Here is a 22004-nt window from a genome sequence, read left to right on the forward strand (position 1 = left end):
CTGGCGGCCGCGCTACTAGCCGCCCGGGCCCTCGAGCACCACGAACGCGATCGCCGATCCACCGTCGTGGCTGAGTGAAACGTTCCAACGAGCGCCCTCGCCGATTGTCGCGGCCACCTGACGGGCCACCTCTCCCCCCAGCCGCACGGAGGGTCGACCCCAGTTATCGCACACGGTCTCGATCTCGGACCACCGCAGCAGGTCCGGGGCAATGGGCGGGGGCTCGCCATACAGCGCCGCCGACCATGCCTTGACGACCGCCTCCTTCGCCGCCCAGCGGGCAGCGAGGTGACGCGCCAGCGGGTCCTCCCGGCGGGCGGGCGCCGGCCCCGAGGTCCCAGGCGCCGAGGCCCCCGACGCACCTGACGACGACGACACCGTGGCCTCCCCCGGTCTCGCCCCGCGGGATTCGGCGCGTTCGCGGCACTGCCTGCGCTCGGTGGCCGAGAACGCCCTGGTGAGCCGCGTGCCGGGTTCGGCCAGAGACGCGGCGAAGGCGCCGAGGTCGACGATGTCGACCCCGACGCCTCTCACCCCGGTCGTCACTGCCCGGCCATCACTGCCCGGCCGGCGGTCTCCGCGGACCCGGCAGCCGCGAGGATGCCGTCGGCGTCGAGTCGCGCGGCCGGATCGAGCAGGACCGCGGCCTCGCGCTCCTTGACCTCGTCGGCGGAACCCTCGCCCAGTCGACGCGCCTCGGGACGGGCGTAGAGCGCCTCCCCGCCGTAGATGGCATCGGTCAGGCGACGGGCGCCCTCACGTTCGCGCCGCAGGCCGGCCTCGCGGATGCGCTCGGACTCGTCCTGCCCGTACTCCGCGGCGACCGCCCGGTGGAAGGCCTCCGGGTGGGCGACGGCGATGAGGCCCGAGACGTGGCCGAAGCCCAGCGAGGTCAGCAGACCGGCCTTGAGCGGCAGGTCACCGCCAAGCTGCAGGGTCTCCCGCAGCCACACCAGGTGGCGGTGGCGGTCCAGGACGTCGTCGACGCAGTCCAGGGCGCGGTTCGGCGGCAGCGTGCCCGACCGCAGCATCTGGGTCAGCCCGATGAGCTGGAATGCCGCGGCGCCACCCTTGGCGTGCCCGGTGAGCGACTTCTGCGACACCACGAACAGCGGGTTGCCCTCCGACCGACCGATCGCGGCGGCGAGCCGCTCGTGCAGGTCGGACTCGTTGGGGTCGTTGGCCTTGGTCGAGGTGTCGTGCTTGCTCACCACGGCCACGTCGTCTGCGGTCAGGCCGAGCTGTGCGAGCCCGCGGGCCAGCGGCGAGCGCTGCCCACCGCGACCGGCACCGAGCGCACCCAGGCCGGGGGCCGGGATGGAGGTGTGCGCACCGTCCGCGTACGACCCGGCCCAGGCCACGACGCCCGTGACCGGCAGGCCCATGCGGGCCGCGACGTCGCCGCGCGCCAGCAGGATCGTGCCGCCGCCCTGCGACTCGACGAACCCGCCGCGCCGCCGGTCGTTGGCCCGGCTGTAGTGCCGCTCGTCGATCCCCTTGGCCGCCATGGCCGCGGAGTCGGCGGTCGCGGACATGTCGGCGAAGCCCTGGATGCCCTCGGTGGACAGGTCGTCGAACCCGCCGGCCACCACGAACTCGGCCTTGCCGGCGCGGATCTTGTCGAACCCTTCCTCGACGCTCACCGCGGTGGTGGCGCAGGCCGCCACCGGGTGGACCATCGAACCGTAGCCGCCGACGTAGGACTGCATGACGTGCGCGGCCACCACGTTCGGCAGCGCCTCCTGCAGCGTGTCGTTGGCGCGGCTGCGGCCGAGGATGCCGTCGATGTACAGCGAGCGCATGCTGGTCATGCCGCCCATGCCGGTGCCCTGCGTGTTGGCGACGTCGGCCGGGTGGACGTGGGCCAGCAGCTCCGCCGGGGTGAAGCCCGAGGAGATGAAGGCGTCCACGGTGGCGACCAGGTTCCACGCCGCCACCCGGTCGATACCGGAGACCATGTCGGCGGGGATGCCCCACGCCGTGGGGTCGAAGCCGGTGGGGATCTGCCCACCGACCACCCGGGTCAGGGTGGCGCGGCGCGGCACCCGGATCTCGGTGCCGGCCTTGCGGGTGACCGTCCACTCGCCGTCCTCGCTGCGGGTGACGACGGTGTTCTCCGGGTCGTCGGACTGGTAGGCGCGGGCCTGGGCCTCGTCGTCCACCACGAAGGACAGATCCTCCGGCAGGAACACCGAGGTGAGCTGCGGCGAGGTGTTGTCGAACATCTCCGCGCGCGAATCGTCGGCGTAGGTGCGCACGCCCACCCGGGCGAGGACCTCGTCGTGGAAACGCTCGGCGATGTCGGCCTCGTCGATCGGGTCACCGGAGGAGGTGACCGTCCAGCCGGCGCGCGGCGAGTCCTCCCAGGTGATGAGCCCGGTCGACCAGGCCAGCTCGACCACACCGGCGGCGGTGAGGTCGCCGGTGGTCTCCACCTCGAAGCGGGTGCGGGCACTGCCGTAGGGGCCGACCTCGCCGGCGCCCACCATCACGACCATGTCCTCGAGCTGCTGGGTGACCTCGCCCCACTCGGGACGCTCATCGGCGGTGACCGTCGGCAGCGAGGGCAGCGCGGCGATCGTGCCCGCGGCGTCCTCGGTCGAGGCCTCGGTGGGGGCGGCCGGACGGTCCGCCGCGAGGGCCGACATGTCCAGGTCGGCCGTGCCGAGTCCGCCGGTGAGGTCGACGGTGACGGGGGCGTCACCGGCCGCGGAACGGAAGTCCGGGGTGCACCAGCGCAGCAGCTCGGCAGCCATCTCGGCCGTCGACCAGGTGGACACGCCCGCGGCCTCGACGGCCTCGACGAGCGGGTCGTTGTGACCCATGAGGCCGGTGCCGCGGACCCAGCCGATGATCGCGTGGAAGAACGTCACGCGCTCCGACCAGGACTTCTCCGAGCCCCACTTGGCGATCATGGCGTCCAGCGCGGCCTTGGCCTCGCCGTAGGCGCCGTCGCCGCCGAACATGCCCCGGTTGGGCGAGCCCGGCAGGACCACGTGCAGGCGGGAGTCGACGTCGGTGTCGGCACCGATCGCACCGAGTCCGGCGACGAGCTTCTCCACGCCCCACAGCAGGACGCGCATCTCGGTCTCGGCGCGCGGGCCGGCGTCGGCCATCGAGCCCTGGACGCGGGGGGCCGCGAACGGGAACAGCAGCGTCGGGGTGAGGGCCGGCTTGAGCACGGTGGTCTGGCCACCGGCCGACTCGGCGTGCTCGGATCCGACCCACTCGACCAGCGCGTCGACGTCCGAGTAGGAGGTCAGGTTGGCCGGCAGGACCCACAGCGCCGCGCCGCCACGGGCGTTGCTGCGGTACAGGTCCTTGAAGAAGGCCAGCTTGGACTGGTCCAGGTTGGAGGTGGTGGCCACCACGGTGGCGCCGCCCGCCAGGAGGCGTCCGGTGACGGCGGCGGCGATGGAGCCCTTGCCGGCGCCGGTGACGACGGCGACGTCACCCGCGTACTCGCCGACGAACTCCTCGGCCGCGACCTCCGAGATCTCCCGGTAGGCGCTCGCCAGGGCGTCGCGGCGGGCATCGGTCGCCCGGGCCGCCCACCAGCGGGCCTGCTCGGCGACGATCTCGCCGGCACCGCGGAAGGCGTCCGCCGCGTCGGCGGGCACGTCGGACCGGGTCCACAGGCGGGCCAAGTCCTCGCGGGCCGAGGCCCAGCGGTCGTCCATGAGGACGGCGCGGCCGGCGTCGAAGGCCGGGGCCACCACGCGGCGCCAGTCGGCGCCGAGTTCTGCGGCCACGAGGTCGGCCAGCTCGGAGTCCGGGTCGGCCTCGGCGAGCAGGTCGACGGTCTCGGGCTCGAGGTGTCCGAGGCGGGTGAGCACGCCGCGTGCGGCGCGGGCCAGGACACCGTCGACGCCGGTGATCTCGTCGGCGAACTCGGTCAGCGCGGCGGAGTCGACGACTCCCCCGCCTCCGGCGCCGGACGACGGCATCGCGACGGCCACACCGTGCGCGGCACCGACGGCCGACACGGCGGCGTCGATGAGCGAGTCCAGGCCGGCCACGTCCTTGACGCCCGAGGCGTCGAGAGTGGCCAGGTCGCCCCCACGGATGGAGGCGCCGTCACGGGTGCCCAGCGCGATCTCGGCGATCACGTGCTGGGCCCAGCCGGAGCCGAGCTCCCAGGGACCGGTCACGCGCTCGGTGATGTAGGCGGCCCGCTTGCCGGTGCGGCCGAGGACCGCGCGCAGCGCCTCGCCGACCGCGTCGGACAGCACGGGGCCGAACGGGGCGTACCCGCGTGCCAGTCGTGAGACCTGGTCGGCCAGGGTCGGGAAGTCCGCCTCGGCGGCGCCGTCGATGGCGCCCAGGCTCAGCTCGGTGCCCAGGTCCAGCAGCAGCTGGTTGCGGCGCGAGGACACGCCGTCGCACAGCGTCTCGATGGAGTCGCCGGACGCGATCTGCTCGGGACGGACCTTGGTGCGCAGCGCCACCAGCATGCGGGTGGCGGCGGGCGCGCCGAACTCGAGGTCGTCCGGGCGGGGTGCACCGGGGGCGGCGGTCGCGGCCGGAGCCGCGTCTGATCGGTCCGCACCGGCCGTGCCGGGGGTGTTGACGGCCGGTGCGGGGTCTGTGGGGGCTGCCTGGTCGGCAGCCGCGGTGTTGGTCGAACCAGTGGTGGTGGAGCCGGTGGAGGCGGAGCCGTCGCCGGCGTCCAGCTCGTCGTCGTCGACCTCCACGCTGGGCGGCAGGGTGCCGTACAACGTCGCCGAGTCGCGCTCGATGTTGATCACCTGGGCCCGGGGGCCGCGGTGCGTGGGCAGGTCGAGGGTCTTGGAGGCGAGGTTCGCGACGGTCGGGGCGTTGGAGACACCGACCTCGATGAACTGCTCGATACCGAGTCCGCCACGCTCTACGGGCGTGAAGAACAGCTCCTGGGTCTCGATCCACCGGACCGGGCTGGCGAACTGCCAGGCCAGCAGCTCCACGAGCAGCAGGCGGCCCAGTCGCGTGGGGGTGGCGGCCCACTCGTCCCAGTTCGCGAGGACCTCGGCCAGCGAGTCGGCCGGCACGAGATCGGCGATCTCCTGCACGAAGTCGCGCTCGAGGCTGAACAGGCGCGGCACGAGGTTCGGCACGTAGCGGCCCACGAGCACCGAGATGTCGATGTCGTGCGGGATCAGCTCGTCGAGGGTGGCCCGGAAGTCCGGGACGCCGCCGCGCAGGACGGTGGAGTGGAACGGCACGTCGATGCCGGGCACCAGGATGAAGGCGTTCTTGCCGCCCGAGACCGCGAGCTCGCGCTCGACGGCCTTCTCCAGTGCCTTGCACCCGGCGACGGTCCCGGCGAGCGCGTACTGCGAGCCCGCCAGGTTGTAGTTGACGATCTCGATGAACTCGCCGGACTCGCGGGACACGCCGGCCACCCAGTCGGCGACCTCGTCGTCCGAGATCCCCATCTGGGACGGGCGGATCGCGGCCATGCGGTAGTCCGAACGGCCGTGGGCGTCACGCGGCACCAGCTGGTGCATGGTCGACCCGCGCTGGAAGACGATCTCCAGCAGCGGCTCCAACGCCAGCACACCGGAGATGGCGGCCAGGGCGTCGTACTCGCCGATCGAGTGACCCGCGAAGTACGCGTCCTCGATGAGCAGGCCGTCGGCCTCGAGCTCGGCGCGCTGCGCCACCGCCAGGCAGGCCATGGCGACCTGGGTGAACTGCGTCAGGTAGAGCACGCCGTCGGGATGCCGGTGGACCTCACCGCGGACGGTGACCTCGGTGGGGTTCTCGCGGACGAGCGCCAGGATCGAGAAGCCGAGCGCGGAGCGGGTGTGCTTGTCGGCGCGGTCCCAGATCTCGCGGGCGGCGGGGCAGCGGGTGCGGCCCTCCATGCCCATCCCCTTGGCCTGGATGCCCTGGCCGGGGAAGGCGTAGACGGTGCGCGGGGCCTCGGTCAGCGCGGTGGCGGCCATGACGGTGGCGCCGTCGACCGTGCACGTGACCTCGAGGACCTGGCCGCCGGCGTGGCGGCCGGTCTGCACGGCACGGACCTTGATGTGGTCGCCCGGACGGACCGGGGCGAGCATGCGGGCGGTCCAGCCGGCGATCCGCAGGGCGGGGGTCTTCCCGTCCGAGGCCTGCACCGCGTGCTGCGCGGCGGCCGAGAGCCACATGCCGTGGACGATCACGCCGCCCAGTCCGGCCAGTTCGGCCGCGGTGTCGGAGACGTGGATCGGGTTGTGGTCGCCCGAGACCAGAGCGAACGCGGTCATGTCGTGCGGCGCCGTGATCGTGGTGGACACGCGCGCCTGGCGGGAGGTCTCGGCGGGCTCCGCGGCCCCACCGGACGGGGTGACGAGGGCGCCGCCGGCGGGGCGGGGGTCGCCCACCTCGGCGCGGCCCGTGCGGCCGCGGATCGCGAACCGCTCGGACAGGGTGCACAGCGGGGTGCGGGTGCCGTCGGACTCCTCCGCGGCCACCTCGACCGACACCTCGACCACCCGACCGAGGTCGGTGTCGCGGACACCGCCGGACCGGGCGACGACGACGAGGTAGGTCTCCTGCTGCGGCAGCGCCGCGTGCATGCGGACACCGTGGTCCAGATGGACCAGATCGAGCAGTCCCTCGACGACGGTGCCGGTGCCACTCGGGCGGCTCGTCTCGCCGAGCACGGCGAACACGGCGGGCCAGGCGGCGCCCACGAGGGCGTCCGGGACGCCGGCGGACGGCACGAGCGAGGTGGGCAGGCTGCCCGCGGTCACGCCCGTGTGGTCGACGACGAGGGTGGGCTCGAAGGTGAAGCGCGCGGTGGCGGTGTTGCCGTCGACCTCGGGGAGGGCATCGATCACGGAGCCACCCGCACCGCCGCGGCCGACGCCGGCGGCGGTGGCGAGCAGGGTGCGCATGGCGGCCTCGGCGGCGGCGTCGGTGACGACCGGCGCGGCGCCGGTGGCCACGGCGTCGCCGAGGGTGATGGTGATGGTCATCTCGGTCGGGCCGACGGGCAGCGTCAGGTCGACGGTCCGGCCGTCGGCGGCCGGGGTGAGCACGGCGCCGGAGACGGGGTGGCGGCCGACGCCCTCGGCGTCGATCTCCCAGGCGTGGAGCACACCGAGGCGGTGGACGGGGCTGATGACGAGACGGCCGGCCCAGGTGACGTCGGGGCTGTTGAGCACGTCGGCGACGGGCCCGGAGGCGGTGGTGACGATCCCGCGGCGGCGGCTGCTCACGGCCTCGGTGGAGGGCATGTAGCCGGACACGCGCTCGGCGGTGGCGGCCTCGAAGCGGTCGAGGAGGTCACCGACGGGCTCGTCGGCACGCGTGATGCCGGCGACCGCGGTCGTGCCGGGGATGATGCACACGGCGTCGGCGTCGTAGCGCGGGTCGTGGGCCTGCCACAGCGAGTCCGAGCGCCACCAGCGGCGCACGTCACCGTCGATGACGGGCACGAACGGCACGGGCTTGCCGGGCATACGGCAGATGTCGAGGAACTCGGCGGCGTCGGCCGGGTGCAGCACGGCGTCGGCGAGCCCGGGGTACCGGGCGGCGAGGGCGGCGATCACCTCGGCCGGGCGCTCCATGGACTCCTCGCGCGGGAACGCCGAGACGATGCGGCCGGTGTCGGCGGCGTCGAGTCGTGCCTCGGTGCGCTGCACCATGCGGTGGAAGCGCTCGCGGATGGTGGGGTCGAGCCACACCGAACGGTCGTCGTCGGCCACTGCCTCGGAGGCGGTGCCGGCGGCAGGATCGGCGGCGACGGACAGCTCGACGAATCGGCGCAGCCACTGCTCGTAGGTCATCGAGTCGAGGTCGCCGAAGTAGGGCTTGGCGGTGCCGTTGATCGCGGCGATGATCTCGTCGCGGCGGGCGGCCACGGCCTCGGCGTCGCCGGCGACCTCGTCGAGGAGGCGCCCGGTGCGCGCGGCGGTGTTGTCGATCTCATGGATGTCCGCACCGAGCTGGCTGCGGCCGGACGCCATGCCGCCGTCGGCCTGACCGGCACCGACCCAGGCGTCGACGCCCACGGTGTCGACGAGCATCTGCTTGACCTGGGGGCTGGTGGTGGCCTCGAGGGTGGCCATGGCGGCGGTGCCGACGAGGATGCCGTCGACGGGCATGGCCGGGTAGCCGTGGGCGTTGGCCCAGGACCCGGTGAGGTAGTCGGCCGCCCGCTCGGGGGTGCCGATGCCACCGCCGACGCAGAGGACGACGTTGGGCCGCTCGCGCAGCATGGCGTAGGTGGCCAGCAGGAGGGCGTCGAGGTCCTCCCACGAGTGGTGACCGCCGGCGCGGCCGCCCTCGACCTGGACGATCACCGGCATGTGGGGGACCTCGGCGGCGATGCGCACGACCTGGCGGATCTGGGCGACGGTGCCCGGCTTGAAGCTCACGTGCCGCAGGCCGGCCTCGGTGAGCTCCTCGATGAGGGCGACCGATTCGTCGAGCTCGGGGATGCCGGCGGTGACGATCACACCGTCGAAGGGCACGCCCGCGGCGCGGGCACGCTGGACGAGACGCTTGCCTCCGACCTGCAGCTTCCACAGGTAGGGGTCGAGGAACAGCGAGTTGAACTGGGCGCTGCGACCGGGCTCGAGGAGCTCGGTGAGGCGCTGGGTGTTCTCGGCGAAGATCGCCTCGGTGACCTGGCCGCCACCGGCGAGCTCGGCCCAGTGGCCCGCGTTGGCCGCGGCGGCGACGATCGCGGGATCCACGGTGGTCGGCGTCATTCCGGCGAGGAGGATCGGCGAGCAGCCGGTGAGGCGGGTGAAGGAGGTCTCCACGTGGACGCTGCCGTCGGGCAGGGTGACCAACTGCGGCTGGAACGCGGTCCACGGCCGCTCGATCGGCGGGGTCGCACCCGGGGTGAACAGGTTGCGCAGGCCACCGCGGGTGGCGGCGGCGACCACGCCGACGCCCTGGCCGCGGATCACGGAGCGGTTGAGGCGGGTCAGCGCCTCGCCCGGGCCCATGTCGAGGATCCACTGGGCCCCGGCGTGCAGGGTCTCGGCCATCTCCTCGACCCAGTCGACCGGCTCGGCGAAGAATTGGCGGGCGAGGTGGGCGGCGCGGTCGGCGTCCAGGCCACAACGCTCCGCCCAGCGGGAAACGACGTCGACGGCCGGGGCCATCGCGGGGTGGTGGAACCCGACCTCGACGTCGAGCGGGTCGAAGACGGGGGCGAAGATCTCGCCGCCGGTGAGCTTGGCCTCGCGACGACGACGCGACTCGGCCTCGAGGTCGGCGCAGTGGCGACGCAGCTCCTCGAGATCGTCCGGTCGACCGACCACGACGTGGCGGCGCTGCGCGTTGCGGATGGAGACGGTGGGGCGGATCGTGGCGTCGACGCCGGCGAACAGCTCGTCGACCAGCGTGCGCAGGTCCTCGCCGTCGATCCCCGACACGCCCACCATGGGGCTCGCCTCGCCGCGGCGGAACAGACCGACGCGCCGTCCGACCAGGGTGGCGGCGGCGCCGATGAGCTCGGCGACGGCCAGCAGCCGGTCGTCGATGGACCCGAAGGTCTCCACCGACTCGACGGCGAGGATGCCCTGGGAGTGGCCGACCACGGCCGCGGGGGTCGTGTCATTGACGTCGAAGCCCTCGGCGGCGAGAGCCCGCAGGGCACCCATCTGCGTGAGCAGCACCGCGGGCAGCGAGACCGCGGCAGCGGAGAGGGAGGCGTCGTCGGGCAGGTCCGCGCCGTCCTCGTCCTCACCGGTGGTGGTGTTGGCCCACTCGATGGGCCGGAAGCCGTGCGTGCGGACGACGGCGATCTCGTCGTGGACGGGCTCGGTCAACGCGACGGAGGCGTCGACCAGGTCCTGGAGCTCCGGTCCGATACCCGTGCCGTCGATGAGGTCGCTCAGCGCGTCGCGCCAGGCGATGCCCTGTCCACCGAAGGCGAGCGCATAGGCCGTGCCCTCACGGAGCTCGTCTGCGAGAGCGGGGGCGCCGCGGCGGGCGGCGAAGCCGGTCTCGAGCGGGCGGGGGGTGAGGTCGCGGTCATCGATCGTCACGTGGGGAACTCCTTGGGCACTGCGTCAGGGACATCGCGTCGGCCGGCCAGCGGTTACGGCGCAGGACACAGATTGCCACACGAACTTGAGGGGTTCCTCAGCTCGAGGGGGTACGCGCGACCGAAACACGCGACCCGGTGATCGCGCGTCGGGTGATCCGTGTCACATTCGGACATGACGCGAGCCTCATATCAACAGGTGAGGGGGGCCTCAGGTTTGCCGACGGTCCCGTTACCTGATCGTTATCTCGTTCTCAGGCGTTCCTCGACCCCCCACGGCGTGTCGCGGACGCCCCCCACGGCGTGTCGCGGACAGCGACCGGTTGCGTCAGGCGCCGCAGCGCAGGATCGCCATGGCGACCGCGTCGAGGTCTTCCGTGGGACACAGATCGGCGGAGAGGCGTCGCGGCCCCGACGTCCACTCGACATGCGCCGTCCGCACCGGAGCGCCGAAGGCGATGGTCACCAGTCCCCCGATGCCCGGTGTCCCGTCCGGCCCCAGGGCGCCGGCGCCGACCGTCTCGACACCCACCACTTCTGCGACGGTGGCGGGCCCCGGAGCGGGGATGAGGCTCACGTCGATCCGGGTCCCGTCGAAGGCCCCGACCCACACCGCGAAGGTTCCCGTCCCGTCCGCGCGAAGATCCAGGGTGTATCCGTGCGCGAACCACGACCCCGTCTCCTCCACGAGGTCGGCCGGCACCGGGACCGGCGCCACCACGGGATCCTGCGCCGCAACGGGGGCCGGTGAGCCGGCCGGGCCTGTCGGGCTCGGAGCGGAGGCGATCGCCGGATTCACCGCCCCCACCGCGAGGACACCGGCGACGACCGCCGACGCCACCGCGCGGAATGCAGACGTGCGATTTTCCGCGCTTCGTGTGCCGATATCGGTCCTCATGGGCTTACCGTATTCCCACGAGTCACACATCTCGATGCAGCGATTGCGTCGATCCGGTCACCAACACGCAACGGCCGGGCTAGAAGTTGGTACACGCCGGGGACGCACGCACCGTCCCATGACAGGACCGCGCGGGCCCGCGGGCCCGCCCGTCGACAAGGAGTCGTCCCATGACACGACCAACCACCCGAAGCGGGGTGAAGCCGCGGGAGACGTTTTCCCGTCGCTCCGTCTTCGTCTTCGCCGCCATCGGCTCCGCCGTCGGCCTGGGCAACATCTGGCGCTTCCCCTTCGTGGCCTACGACAACGGTGGCGGCGCCTTCCTGCTGCCCTACCTGGTGGCACTTCTCACCGCGGGTCTCCCCCTGTTGTTCTTCGACTACGCCATCGGTCACCGCTTCCGCGGATCCGCCCCGTTGAGCTTCCGGCGGATGAACCGGTTCGCCGAACCCATCGGGTGGATCCAGGTCCTGGTCTCCTTCGTCATCGCGGTCTACTACGCGGTCATCATCGCCTGGGCCGCCAGCTACGCCTGGTTCTCCGTCGATGAGCGGTGGGGCTCGACCTACGAGGAGTCCGCGACCTTCTTCGCCGAGGACTTCCTCCGCGCGGGCAGTGGGTTCGGCATCGATTTCGTGCCGGGCATCGCCATCGTCCTCGCGGTGGTCTGGATCGTCACCCTCGGCGTCCTCCTCGCCGGCGTGCAGAAGGGCATCGGACGAACCGCGATGTTCTTCGTCCCGCTCCTGGTCGCTCTGTTCGCGGCCCTGGTGGTCCGCTCCCTCTTCCTCGACGGCGCGCTCGAGGGTCTCAACAACTTCTTCACGCCCGACTGGGGCGTCCTCACGGAGCCGTCCGTGTGGATCGCCGCCTACGGTCAGATCTTCTTCTCCCTGTCGGTCGGCTTCGGCATCATGCTGACCTACTCGTCCTACCTCAAGCGCAAGACCAACCTCACCAGCTCCGGTCTGGTCGTGGGCTTCTCCAACTCGGCGTTCGAGGTCCTCGCGGGCATCGGCGTCTTCGCCACCCTCGGCTTCCTGGTGACCACGTCGGCGGGAGCCGGCTGGGACGATGTCGGGGGCGGCCCGGGCCTGGCGTTCATCGCCTTCCCCGCCCTCATCTCGCAGATGCCGGGCGGGCCGATCTGGGGCGTCGTGTTCTTCGTCTGCCTCATCCTGGCGGGCCTCACGTCCCTGATCTCCATCACCGAGGTGGTCATCTCGTCCTTCCAGGACAAGATCGGGTCCTCGCGCACCGCGGCCACGCTGGCGGTGGGTGTCCCGATGGCCGCCATCTCCCTGCTTCTCATGCCCACAGAGACCGGCCTGCAGAATCTCGACATCCTCGACAAGTTCGTCAACAGTCTGGGCATCGTCGGCATCTCGCTCATCGCGTTGGTCGTGGTGATCTTCGGCATGCGCCTCGCCCCGCAGTTGCGCGATCACCTCAACTCGGTGTCCTCGTGGAGGGTGGGCACGTTCTGGATCGTGTGCCTGGCCGTCATCACGCCGCTCGTGCTCGGCTACTCCCTCATCCGCGAGATCATGACCCTGATCTCCGAACCGTACGAGGGGTACGAGGCATCCGTCCTCGGCGTCTGGGGTTGGGGCATGATCGCCACGATCCTCGTGCTGTCGGTGGTCCTGTCCCTCCTGCCGTGGCGCGGGTCCCGTCAGCTCGACGGCCCCCCGACGGTCGACGACGATCCGAGCGACTTCGCCTACGAGGAGGGCCTCACCCCTCCCGCCGCCGACCGCCCGTCCGGTGCGACGGCGTCCCCCCGCAAGACCAAGGAGGCCTGAGCAATGGATGCTCCCGCGATCATCATGATGGTCCTGTTCCTGCTCGTGATCTGGGGCGGACTCGTCGCCAGCATCGTCCACTACGTGAGCCACCCCGACGGGGTCGACGAGGGTGCCGTCCGAGAAGCGGCGGAACGCGGCAGGGGCTGACCCCGCCCAACCGCAGCTCCCGGCCCCGGTTCCGCCCACGGACCCGGGGCCGGGTCATTCCCGGCGGTCGCCCACCGCCGGGCCGTCGGAACCCGCCTCGTACTCCTCGAGCGGGACCCCGCCGGCCTCCCACGCCTCGATCACCGGAGTGAGGATCCGCCAGCACTCCTCGGCCACGTCACCGCGGACCGTCAGCAGTCGGTCGCCGTCGAGGATGCGTCCGAGGACCTCCCCGTACGGCAGCAGCTCGCTGTCCCCCAGGTCAGCGGACAGGCGGGTGCTCTCGAGCGTGAACCGGTCGTCGGCCGCGTTCGTCGCCAGGTCGAGGGACACCCGGTCGGGCGCGATCCCGATCGTCAGCCGGGTCGGCGGAACACTCCCCGAGAACGCCCCGGGCACGTGGCGCGGCGGCCGGAACGCCACCGTCACCCGCATCGAATCCTCGCCCAGCGCCTTGCCCGACCGCAGGAACACCGGCACCCCGGCCCACCGCTGGTTCCGTATCTCCAGGACGACCTCGGCGAACGTCTCGGTCCCCCGAGCCGGGTCGACGCCGTCCTCATCCGCGTAGGACACCACGTCCCTGCCACCCGCCCGCCCGGCGGTGTAGCGGCCCCGGCGCGAGGAGACGAGCGGATCGCCATCCCACACGCGCGTCGCACGCAGCGTGGTGACGATGAGGTCGTGGAGTTCGGTGGCGTCGAGGCGCGCGGGTGCATCCATCGTCGCCAGCGCCATCACCAGCAGCAGGTGGGACTGGAGCATGTCGACGAGCGCGCCCGCGGAGTCGTAGTACCCGGCGCGGCCCTCGAGGGCGAGCGTCTCGTCCGCGACCACGTCGATGCGCTCCACGTGTTCCGCGGTCCACACCGGCTCCATGATGCGATTGGCGAACCGCATGCCGAGGATGTTGAGCACGGTCGCCTCCCCGAGGAAGTGGTCGACCCGGTACACGCGGTCCTCTGGCACGAGGTCGGTGAGCAGTGCGTTCATCCTGCGCGCCGAGGCGAGGTCGTCGCCGAACGGCTTCTCCAGCGCGAACCGCACGTCGTCGCGCAGTGGGCGCCCGCGCAGGCCCTCACACGCTGCGGCCGTGACGGCCGGAGGGAGGGCGAAGTACAGCACCACCGGTCCGTCCAGCCCGTCGATGAAGTCGGAGAAGGCCTCGGCGTCCGTCACGTCCAGTTCGACGAACCGGGTCGAGTCCACGATCCCGTCGATCTGCTCCGGGGAGCGGTCCCCGGCGCGCAATGCATTGCGGACGAGGTCGCGCCAGTCGCCGTCGTCCATCCCGGACCGCCCGGAGCCGATGACGGTGACGTCGCGGTCGGGATCCGTGGCGAGCAGGGTCCCCAACCCGGGGAGCAGGAGTCGCTCGGTGAGGTCGCCACCGGCTCCCAGGATCGCGAGGGTGGGACGGTCGGTCGTGGTCGGCGACATGCCGCAGACGCTACCCGCGGGGCGGCGCCGCAGTAGCGTGTGACCATGGACACCAACAGCCCCGATGTCACGACCGACGCCCCCGCCGCCGAGCCCGCCGGGCAGGCCCCCGAGGAGATCCGTCACCTCATCCAACAGTGGAAGCGTCTCGACGAACTGCTCGCCGGGCTCAAGAGGGACGACTGGATCGCACCGACCCCTCTGCCGGGGTGGACCGTCCGCGATGTGGTGGCGCACGTGGCGGGCACCGAGCACCTGCTCGCCGGCGAGGAGGTCCCGGACATCGAGGTGCCCGCCTCCGCCCGCGAGTACGTGCTCAACCCGATCGCGGAGCTCAACGAGAAGTTCGTCCAGGAGGCGCGTCCGCTGGCTGTCGAGGACGCGTTCGAGGACTTCCGCGACGTCGTCGCCGAGCGCACGGAGCAGCTCTCCGAGATGAGCGCTGCAGACCTCGAGGCCGAGACCGACTCCCCCGTCGGCCGCGTCCCGTTCCGCCGTTTCATGGGCGTGCGGGTCTTCGACTGCTGGATCCACGAGGACGACATCCGGCAGGCCATCGGGATGCAGCATCACCTCGGCGGCGACATCGGACGGTTCGCGGTCGGGGAGATCGTGGGCGCCCTGCCCCGCATCGTCGGCAAGAAGGCCGCCGCGCCGGACGGCTCCCGGGTCCGGTTCCGCGTCACGGGCGAGGCGGGCACCGATCTGCCGCTGGCCACCGATGTCGTCGTGGACGGACGCGCAGCCCTCGCCGACGTCGACGACACCGCGCAGCCCACCGTGGAGTTGGTCTTCGACACCCCGACCTTCGTCCGCGCGGCGACCGGCCGGATCGTCGCCGAACCGGGCAGCGGCGTGGAGATCAGTGGCGACGAGGATCTGGGCCGGACGATCCTCGGGTCGCTGGCCTTCACCATCTGACGCCGCCGTCGCCCGTGTCCGGACCCCACATCGTCGTCATGGGCGTCTCGGGTGCCGGGAAATCGACGGTCGCCCGTGTGATCGCCGACCGCCTCGGTGCGCCGTTCCTCGACGCCGATGACGTGCATCCGCCCGCCAACCGCCGGAAGCTGAGCGCCGGTGAGCCCCTGACCGACGATGACCGCGCGCCCTGGCTGGCCGCGGTCCGGGACGGCATGCGGGAACGCGACCGGTCGACGGGCAGCGGCCCGGGGCTCGTCGTCGCGTGTTCGGCGCTGCGACGTGCCTACCGCGACATACTGCGGCAGGTGGAGCGCCCGGTGTTCTTCGTCGAACTCGGCACCGACCCCGAGCTCATCGCGGCCCGACTCGCCGCTCGCCGGGGGCACTTCGCGTCCCAGCGGATCCTCGAGTCCCAGCTGAGCACAGTGGAGCCGCTCGAGGCCGACGAGACCGGGATCGTCTGCCCGATCACGCTGCCGGCGTCCGAGATCGCGGACGAGGTCCTCGCCGCTCTCTGACCCTGTTCTGGCCCGCTGGCGCGCCCCCTCGCCGGCGGGTCAGTCGGCGCCCCGCCGGCGGGTCAGTCCGCGTCGCGTCGCGGCCACCCCGGGACGTCGTCGAGAACGGAGCCGTTGCCCAGCTGCGAACCGGTGATGACGCTCCTGCTCCCGTCGCTCTCCAGGATGACGGCGGCGGCCTCGCCGAGGTCCCCGATACCCGAGGAGCGGAGGGTCTGGCGGATGTCGGCGTGCGTGAGCCGGTGCCGCCCCAGCTGGTCGTCGAGGATGATCCCCTCGCGGACGAGCAGAGTCGGCTGTGCGGTGAGGGCCTTGCGCCCGCCCGGCAGTCGCCTCAACTGGGAGACGACGTACTGCAGCAGGACGAGCAGCGCCAGCGCGACCGCGCCCTCGGCCCACGACACGTCGGAGCTAAGGATGATGGTCGCCAGCGTCGAACCCAGCGCGACGGTGACGATGAAGTCGAAGGCGTTGAGCTGGGCGAGGGTGCGCTTGCCGAACGCCCGGATCGCCACCACGAGGAAGACGTACGCCGCGGCGCCCACGAGAAGTATCCGGAGGATGTCGGACCAGTTGTCGAACCACATGCCCGAACCGTACCGACCACGACGGTTCCTTCTACCTCTCCGACATCGGGGTGGCGAAGTGCTGGACGTAGAGATGAGCCTCCGGGAGACCCTGGTACGCGGCCGTCCGCAGGCAGACACCCACGCGGGTGAGGTCCGGATCGAGGATGTTCTCCCTGTGGCCCGGGCTCTGCATCCAGTTGGCGACCGGATCCGGACCGCCCGTGGACGAATAGAACAGGTTCTCGGCAGCCCTGGAGTAGTCGACACCGGCCTCCCGGATGAACGTGGACGGGCCGCCGCTGCCGTCAGGCGCGGTGTGCCCCCAGTAGTCCCTCGCGATCATGTCGTCCGCTTTCGCACAGGCGCTGTCGCGGAGCCTCTCGCTGGCGTCCAGGGGCGGAAGGCCGTTCTCGCTCCGCTGTACGTTCGTCTCCGCTTCCACCGGGGACGGCTCCGCCGGGGGCTCGACCGCAGACTGACCCCCGGGGGCCTTCGACGAGAGGCCCCGGTCCACCGCGACATCCACCTGCGCGCAGCCGGCCACCACCGTCCAGCCCACCAGGATCAGCGACGCGGCCGCTGCTCTCGCGGCTGTCCGGTTCCTCATCCTGATCACCCGATCCGAGTGGAAAGACCAGTGCGCCCGGGGAGACTTGAACTCCCACGTCCGTAGACACTGGAACCTAAATCCAGCGCGTCTGCCAATTCCGCCACGGGCGCGTCACCCGGGGGTACCGGGCGAGATGAGTTTACCGTGTGGTCAGCGGTACCGTGGAGGCGTGTCCGACACCCTTGGCTCCCACGCGACCGGAAGTGCCACGGCTTCCGGCGACCCGGCGCGGACCAGGGTCAAGCACCGCCCGGCGTGGATCGCGTTCGTCGTCCTGGGGGCGATCTTCTGCATGGGCATGGGGCTGTGGCAGCTCGCCCGCTACCAGGAGGCCACCGGGACCGCGCAGAACCTCGGGTACACGTTCATGTGGCCGTTCCTCGCCGGGTTCCTCGTCTACGCGTACCTGAAGTACGTGCGCATGGAGGCCGACGAGGGTGACCGGATCGCCGCCGCGGACGGCGTCGACGGTGGGCACCGCGCGGGGGACGACGCGGAAGACGACGGCGACGACGGCGACGACGACGAGGTCGGCCGGCCCTCCGGAGTCACTGCGATCACCGGGAAGAACCGAACCGGCCGGCGCCGCGGCCCCGTCATGACGGAGATCCCCTCGGACCTGCTGCCGACGCGTCGACCCGCCCGTGACGAAGCGGTCCGGGACGAGGGCCTGGACGCCTACAACTCTTATCTCGCCGAACTCGCCCGGAAAGACCGGGCCGACGGCACCCATCAGGAGAAGCCTGCTTCATGACCGCCGCAGCCACCCAGCAGACCGACAACCGCAAGCCCGATCCGGGGGGCAGGATCGCCGGCGCGCTCAAGCGCTATCGGGTCCTGGCCTGGATCACCGGCGTGTGGTTGCTCGTGCTCACCGTGGAGATGATCTACAAGTACCTGATCTTGGAGAACTCGTCCGACGCCCCGGACTGGTTCACCTACATCGGTCAGGCCCACGGTGTGTTCTACATCCTGTACCTCTTCATGACGCTCGACCTGGCGATCAAGGCCCGCTGGCCCGCGTCTCGGACCCTGCTCACCGCGCTGGCGGGGACGATCCCGTTCCTGTCGTTCTGGTTCGAGCACAAGCGGACCCGCGACGTCCACGCCGAGTACGCCATCTGATCCGGCCCGCCACATGACGGTGCTCGCCGCGGCCAGGCGCCTGCCCGGGACGCCGTTGCAGCGCGTCGGGCTGATCCTGGCCGTACTGGTGCCGGCCACGGTCCTGGTCGCCGATCTACCGGGTCTCGAGGCACCCGCGCAGCGGATGCTCGCGGTGTTCTCGGTAGCCGTGATCCTGTGGGTCACCGAAGCAATCCCGCTGGTGGCCACGGCGGTGCTGGTGATCTTCCTGCAGGTCCTGCTCATCTCGGACGAGGCTGTCATCGGGCTGGACGAGGTGGCCTTCGAGGCGCCGACGGCGGCGTCGATCTACGCCACCCTGGCGCACCCGGTGATCATCCTGTTCCTCGGTGGGTTCCTGCTCGCCGACGGGGCGGCCAAGTACCGGCTGGACCGCAACCTCACCGCGGTGATGCTCCGCCCGTTCCGCGGCAGCCTCAGGCTGACGGTCCTCGGCCTGATGCTCATCACGGCCGGGCTGTCGGCATTCATGTCCAACACCGCCACCACGGCCACCATGCTCGCGGTGCTCATCCCGGTGCTGGCGGTGTCCCCCTCGCCGGCGGCCCGCACCGGGCTGGCGTTGAGCATCCCCGTCGCCGCCACGGTGGGTGGCCTGCTCACCCCGGTCAGTTCGCCGCCCAACGCGATCGCGGTGGGCACCCTCGCGGACCAGGGCATCCGCATCACCTTCGTCGACTGGCTGCTGGCGACCGGACCGTTGGTCATGGTCCTGCTGGTCGTGGCATGGGCCGTGTTGTCGGTCCGCTACCTCGACCGTGGCGTGGCCGTGGACATCGACGTGCGAGTGGACCTCGACACGCGTCCCCGGGCGGTCCTGTTCTACGTGGTCGCCGGACTCACCGTGGTGCTGTGGCTCACCGAGGCCGCGCACGGTATCCCGGCGGCGACGGTGGCGTTCCTGCCCGTCACCGTGCTGCTGGCCACCTCTGTGATGACCGGCGAGGACCTGCGGCGCCTGCAGTGGCCGGTGCTGTGGTTGGTCGCCGGCGGGATCGCGTTGGGCAGCGGGGTCGCCGCCACGGGGCTCGACGAGTGGATGATCGGGCTGGTCGACTGGGCGACCCTGCCGGGGCTGGCAGTCACACTGGGATTGCTCACCCTGGCCCTGCTCCTGGGCACGCTCATCTCGAACTCCGCCACGGCCAATCTGCTCATCCCGCTGGTGCCGGGCCTGGCGGTGACCGTCGGCTCGGATTCGGTGATCCTGGCCGTGGCCCTGGCCGTCGTCTGCGGCCTCGGTATGGCTCTGCCGGTGTCCACCCCGCCCAACGCGATCGCCTACGCCACCGGCGAGATCCGTACCAAGGACATGGCCGCGATCGGCATCGTCGTCGGCGTGGTCGGGTTGGTGCTGGTGGCGTTCGTCATGCCCGCCTGGTGGTCCCTGACAGGCCTGACATGACCGCCCGCGACACGACCCCGCCGCGCCCGATCACCCGTGACGAGGGCCGGCCCCTCCGGCCGATTCTGGTGGTGGGCCACGGCCCGGTCGCCGCCGCCGTCGCCCGCGAGATCGACAGCGCGGCCAGCGCGGCCAGCGCGGGTACGGCCAGCCCGGCCGGCGCGGATGCGGCCGAGGTGATCGTCCACCGCGCCGACGATCCCGCGGCCGCGTCCCGGCTCGTCGCCGCGCTCGGCGGCACCGCCGCCGGTCCGGAGGTGGTGGTCGCGGTCGGCGACGAGCACCATCCCGACGCGATCCTCAGCGCGGTCGTCTCCGCCTCCGGGCCGGAGGATCCGCCGCCGCGACTGCTCGTGGTCACCTCCGGCGCCACGGTCACCGGGATCGAGCGGGCGGTCGACGCGGGCCTGCTCGACGGCGTCGTGGCGGTGCCGTGGGCGCCCGGCGAACTGGGCCCGCGGATCCTCATCTGGTGGGCCAGGCTGGACGCCGGGCGCCGCCGGGACGCCGAGGGCGGGCCCGAGCACGCCGCCCTGCGCCACCGCGCCCCCACCGGGATACCCGGAGTGCACCCGCGGGCCGCCGAACTGCTGCCGTCGCTGCGGGGCTCGCGGCGGACCGCCGTCGCCGAACTCGTGGACGCGCTCGAGGAGTCCCTCGGCCCCCGCCCGCGGATCGAGCTTCCGCCCGGCGTCGTCCTGTCCCGCCGCGACGCCCGGCTCGGTGGGCTCTACATCCTGCTGCGCGGCGAGGTCGAGGTCCTCATCCCGGGCCGCCCCTTCCCCGAGGGCCAGAACCCCTACCGTGGCGGCCCGTTGATCGGGCTGCCGGGCCTCGTCGGCGACCGCACCGCCCTGCACACCACCCGGACCCTCACCGACTGCGCGCTCGTGCACCTGTCCGAGGAACAACTCGTCACCGCCCTGACCCGCAGCCCCCGCGTCGGGACCGCACTGGGCGTGGCCGCCGTCCACGGACTCGACGACCGGCTCCGCCACGCCGAGTCACAGCGCCTCACCGAGACCGAACTCGCGGTGCGCCTGCACGAGGAGCGCGAGCGGCTCGCCGACGCCCTCGACGCCCTGTCCGAGGCCCGCGTCGAGCTCATGAGCCAGGCCTCCGCCGCCGCGATCGGACAGATGGCGGCCGGGCTGTTCCACGAGCTCAACAACCCGCTGGCCGCCCTCGAGGGCGCCCGCGACCACCTGCTGGCCGACCTCGAGACCCTCGTCGCCCGCGGCGGGGACGCCGAGCTGGTGACCAGGGCGCTCCGCCGCGCGCGGACCGCGAAGGCGCGCCCCACGGCCGAACTGCGCAGCGCGCGCCGGCGGGTCCGTGCCGTGCTGCCGGACGCCGAGACCACCCGCAGGGTGGTGGCCGCCGGATTGGACGACGACGAGACGCTCCGGGCCCTCTCGTCGTCGTCACCCGGTACGCGCGAGGCCGTCGTCACGGCGGCGGCGATCGGCTCGGCGGCCCGCAACCTCGACCTCGCGGTGGATCACATCGCCGACCTCGTGTCCTCGCTGCGCTCGTCCATGCGCCCGCTCGACGCCGCCTACGTCCCCACCGACGTCGCCACGACCATCGACGACGCGCTGCGCATCACCGCCCACCGTCTGCCCGGGGTCCAGGTGGTCCGCGACATCGCCGAGGGCCTGCCGGACGTCACCGCCCACCCAGGCCAGCTGACCCAGGTGTGGATCAACCTGCTCACCAACGCCGCCGACGTCCTCACCGGCCCGCAGGCCCCGCCCGACCCCCGGGTCCGGATCGGTGCCGGGGCCTCGAACGGCGGCGAGGTGATCGTCACCGTCACGGACAACGGCCCCGGCGTGCCGGACGAGATCAGCGACAAGATCTTCGAGCCCCGCTTCACGACCAAATCCGGACGCATACGCTTCGGGCTGGGCCTGGGGCTGGGGATCAGCCACCGGATCGTGCTCGACCACGACGGCGTGATCGACCTCGACTCCCGGCCGGGGCACACCGCATTCCGGGTGACCCTGCCCGCCGCCGACCACAGCGAGGAGCCCCTGACGTGACGCACGCCCGATCCGCCCGAGCCGTCCCCGACCCGCGACTCACGATCCTGGTCCTCGAGGACGAACCCGAGGTCCGCGAGGCACTCGAGGCCGATCTCGCGCCGTTCGCCGACATCGCCCGCGTAGAACCCGCCGAGGACGTGCCCGACGCCCACGCCGTGCTGGACGAGGTCGCGGCTGACGGCGACGTGCTCGCGTTGGTCCTGGCCGACCACCGGCTGCCCGGACGCTCCGGGACCGACTTCCTCGTGGAGCTCATGGCCTCGGGCCGGCACCCACACGTGCGGACCGTGCTGGTGACCGGCCAGGCCGACCACGCCGACACCATCCGCGCGGTCAACGAAGGCGGGCTGGACTATTACGTCGCCAAGCCGTGGAACCCCGACGACCTACGAGCACTCGTACGTCGGCAGCTCACCGAGTACGTCCTGTGGTCGGGCGCCGACCCGGTCCCCCACCTGCGCGTGCTCGAGACCGAGCGGGCACTGGAGGCCGTGCGCGGACGCAGCGAGCTCTAGTCGGCA

The 22004-nt window shown here is 72.2% G+C and carries 15 protein-coding genes and 1 tRNA gene; 9 read left to right on the plus strand and 7 right to left on the minus strand.

Features of this window, described 5'->3' with window-relative positions; translation table 11 throughout:
• Window positions 1–15: 15 nt before the first annotated feature.
• From AYO52_RS16615 to AYO52_RS16625, 3 genes are all read right to left on the minus strand, one after another.
• Window positions 16–546, minus strand: a complete 531-nt coding sequence (locus AYO52_RS16615) for a holo-ACP synthase (protein ID WP_067719860.1) — start codon at window positions 544–546, stop codon at window positions 16–18.
• Entirely contained in the window at window positions 543–9971 is a 9429-nt protein-coding gene (locus AYO52_RS16620; RefSeq protein ID WP_067719863.1) for a type I polyketide synthase, read from the minus strand. Before AYO52_RS16620 ends, AYO52_RS16615 begins: the two co-directional genes overlap by 4 nt.
• A gap of 327 nt (window positions 9972–10298) precedes the next feature.
• Window positions 10299–10868 (minus strand): hypothetical protein, encoded by a 570-nt coding sequence (locus AYO52_RS16625; protein ID WP_067719866.1) that lies wholly within the window; start codon window positions 10866–10868, stop codon window positions 10299–10301.
• A 170-nt stretch (window positions 10869–11038) separates the two neighbouring features.
• Here AYO52_RS16625 and AYO52_RS16630 point away from each other — a divergent pair, with 170 nt between their 5' ends.
• Together AYO52_RS16630 and AYO52_RS18005 are read left to right on the plus strand one after the other, a co-directional pair.
• On the plus strand, window positions 11039–12673 hold the full coding sequence (locus AYO52_RS16630; RefSeq protein WP_067719869.1) for a sodium-dependent transporter: 1635 nt from the start codon (window positions 11039–11041) through the stop codon (window positions 12671–12673).
• 3 nt (window positions 12674–12676) lie between these two features.
• The gene (locus AYO52_RS18005) at window positions 12677–12823 is read left to right on the plus strand and encodes a methionine/alanine import family NSS transporter small subunit (protein ID WP_082924111.1); all 147 of its coding nucleotides are present in this window, start codon (window positions 12677–12679) and stop codon (window positions 12821–12823) included.
• Between the two features lie 54 nt (window positions 12824–12877).
• Here the strand turns inward: AYO52_RS18005 and AYO52_RS16635 are convergent, their stop codons facing one another.
• Window positions 12878–14263 carry a glucose-6-phosphate dehydrogenase gene (locus AYO52_RS16635; RefSeq protein WP_067719873.1) on the minus strand — a complete coding sequence of 462 codons (1386 nt, stop codon included), beginning with the start codon at window positions 14261–14263 and terminating at the stop codon, window positions 12878–12880.
• A 45-nt stretch (window positions 14264–14308) separates the two neighbouring features.
• On the opposite strand from AYO52_RS16635, the gene AYO52_RS16640 reads away from it, so the two are divergent.
• Entirely contained in the window at window positions 14309–15184 is an 876-nt protein-coding gene (locus AYO52_RS16640; protein ID WP_067719876.1) for a maleylpyruvate isomerase family mycothiol-dependent enzyme, read from the plus strand.
• Window positions 15185–15198: 14 nt separating this feature from the next.
• Complete coding sequence (locus tag AYO52_RS16645; protein ID WP_235027898.1) at window positions 15199–15705, plus strand: gluconokinase; 507 nt, start codon at window positions 15199–15201, stop codon at window positions 15703–15705.
• Window positions 15706–15767: 62 nt separating this feature from the next.
• Here AYO52_RS16645 and AYO52_RS16650 read toward each other — a convergent pair whose 3' ends face one another.
• From AYO52_RS16650 to AYO52_RS16660, 3 genes are all read right to left on the minus strand, one after another.
• Window positions 15768–16292, minus strand: a complete 525-nt coding sequence (locus AYO52_RS16650) for a DUF421 domain-containing protein (RefSeq protein WP_067719879.1) — start codon at window positions 16290–16292, stop codon at window positions 15768–15770.
• Between the two features lie 31 nt (window positions 16293–16323).
• Window positions 16324–16881, minus strand: a complete 558-nt coding sequence (locus tag AYO52_RS16655; protein WP_156523661.1) for a CAP domain-containing protein — start codon at window positions 16879–16881, stop codon at window positions 16324–16326.
• A gap of 31 nt (window positions 16882–16912) precedes the next feature.
• Window positions 16913–16994 (minus strand) — tRNA-Leu (locus tag AYO52_RS16660).
• 59 nt (window positions 16995–17053) lie between these two features.
• On the opposite strand from AYO52_RS16660, the gene AYO52_RS16665 reads away from it, so the two are divergent.
• From AYO52_RS16665 to AYO52_RS16685, 5 genes are read left to right on the plus strand one after another with little or no spacing between them, the layout of a single operon-like run.
• Window positions 17054–17638 carry a hypothetical protein gene (locus AYO52_RS16665; RefSeq protein ID WP_067719886.1) on the plus strand — a complete coding sequence of 195 codons (585 nt, stop codon included), beginning with the start codon at window positions 17054–17056 and terminating at the stop codon, window positions 17636–17638.
• Window positions 17635–18009 carry a DUF3817 domain-containing protein gene (locus AYO52_RS16670; RefSeq protein WP_067719889.1) on the plus strand — a complete coding sequence of 125 codons (375 nt, stop codon included), beginning with the start codon at window positions 17635–17637 and terminating at the stop codon, window positions 18007–18009. Before AYO52_RS16665 ends, AYO52_RS16670 begins: the two co-directional genes overlap by 4 nt.
• 13 nt (window positions 18010–18022) lie before the next feature.
• Entirely contained in the window at window positions 18023–19435 is a 1413-nt protein-coding gene (locus AYO52_RS16675; protein ID WP_067719892.1) for a DASS family sodium-coupled anion symporter, read from the plus strand.
• Window positions 19432–21480, plus strand: coding sequence for an ATP-binding protein (locus AYO52_RS16680; RefSeq protein WP_067719895.1), 2049 nt, complete (start codon window positions 19432–19434; stop codon window positions 21478–21480). Before AYO52_RS16675 ends, AYO52_RS16680 begins: the two co-directional genes overlap by 4 nt.
• The gene (locus tag AYO52_RS16685; protein ID WP_067719896.1) at window positions 21477–21998 is read left to right on the plus strand and encodes a response regulator; all 522 of its coding nucleotides are present in this window, start codon (window positions 21477–21479) and stop codon (window positions 21996–21998) included. The genes AYO52_RS16680 and AYO52_RS16685 overlap by 4 nt, the downstream gene beginning before the upstream one ends.
• Window positions 21999–22004 lie beyond the last annotated feature (6 nt).

It is taken from the genome of Dietzia sp. 111N12-1, assembly GCF_001658045.1.
In the GTDB taxonomy this organism is placed as follows: Bacteria; Actinomycetota; Actinomycetes; order Mycobacteriales; family Mycobacteriaceae; genus Dietzia; species Dietzia kunjamensis.

What these genes read in the sequence shown, in the direction of transcription:
- AYO52_RS16650 (WP_067719879.1), bottom strand. Translation starts at nt 16,292, where the DNA reads ATGTGGTTCGACAACTGGTCCGACATCCTCCGGATACTTCTCGTGGGC.
- AYO52_RS16630 (WP_067719869.1), top strand. Translation starts at nt 11,039, where the DNA reads ATGACACGACCAACCACCCGAAGCGGGGTGAAGCCGCGGGAGACGTTT.
- AYO52_RS18005 (WP_082924111.1), top strand. Translation starts at nt 12,677, where the DNA reads ATGGATGCTCCCGCGATCATCATGATGGTCCTGTTCCTGCTCGTGATC.
- AYO52_RS16640 (WP_067719876.1), top strand. Translation starts at nt 14,309, where the DNA reads ATGGACACCAACAGCCCCGATGTCACGACCGACGCCCCCGCCGCCGAG.
- AYO52_RS16635 (WP_067719873.1), bottom strand. Translation starts at nt 14,263, where the DNA reads ATGTCGCCGACCACGACCGACCGTCCCACCCTCGCGATCCTGGGAGCC.
- AYO52_RS16625 (WP_067719866.1), bottom strand. Translation starts at nt 10,868, where the DNA reads ATGAGGACCGATATCGGCACACGAAGCGCGGAAAATCGCACGTCTGCA.
- AYO52_RS16675 (WP_067719892.1), top strand. Translation starts at nt 18,023, where the DNA reads ATGACGGTGCTCGCCGCGGCCAGGCGCCTGCCCGGGACGCCGTTGCAG.
- AYO52_RS16655 (WP_156523661.1), bottom strand. Translation starts at nt 16,881, where the DNA reads ATGAGGAACCGGACAGCCGCGAGAGCAGCGGCCGCGTCGCTGATCCTG.
- AYO52_RS16670 (WP_067719889.1), top strand. Translation starts at nt 17,635, where the DNA reads ATGACCGCCGCAGCCACCCAGCAGACCGACAACCGCAAGCCCGATCCG.
- AYO52_RS16680 (WP_067719895.1), top strand. Translation starts at nt 19,432, where the DNA reads ATGACCGCCCGCGACACGACCCCGCCGCGCCCGATCACCCGTGACGAG.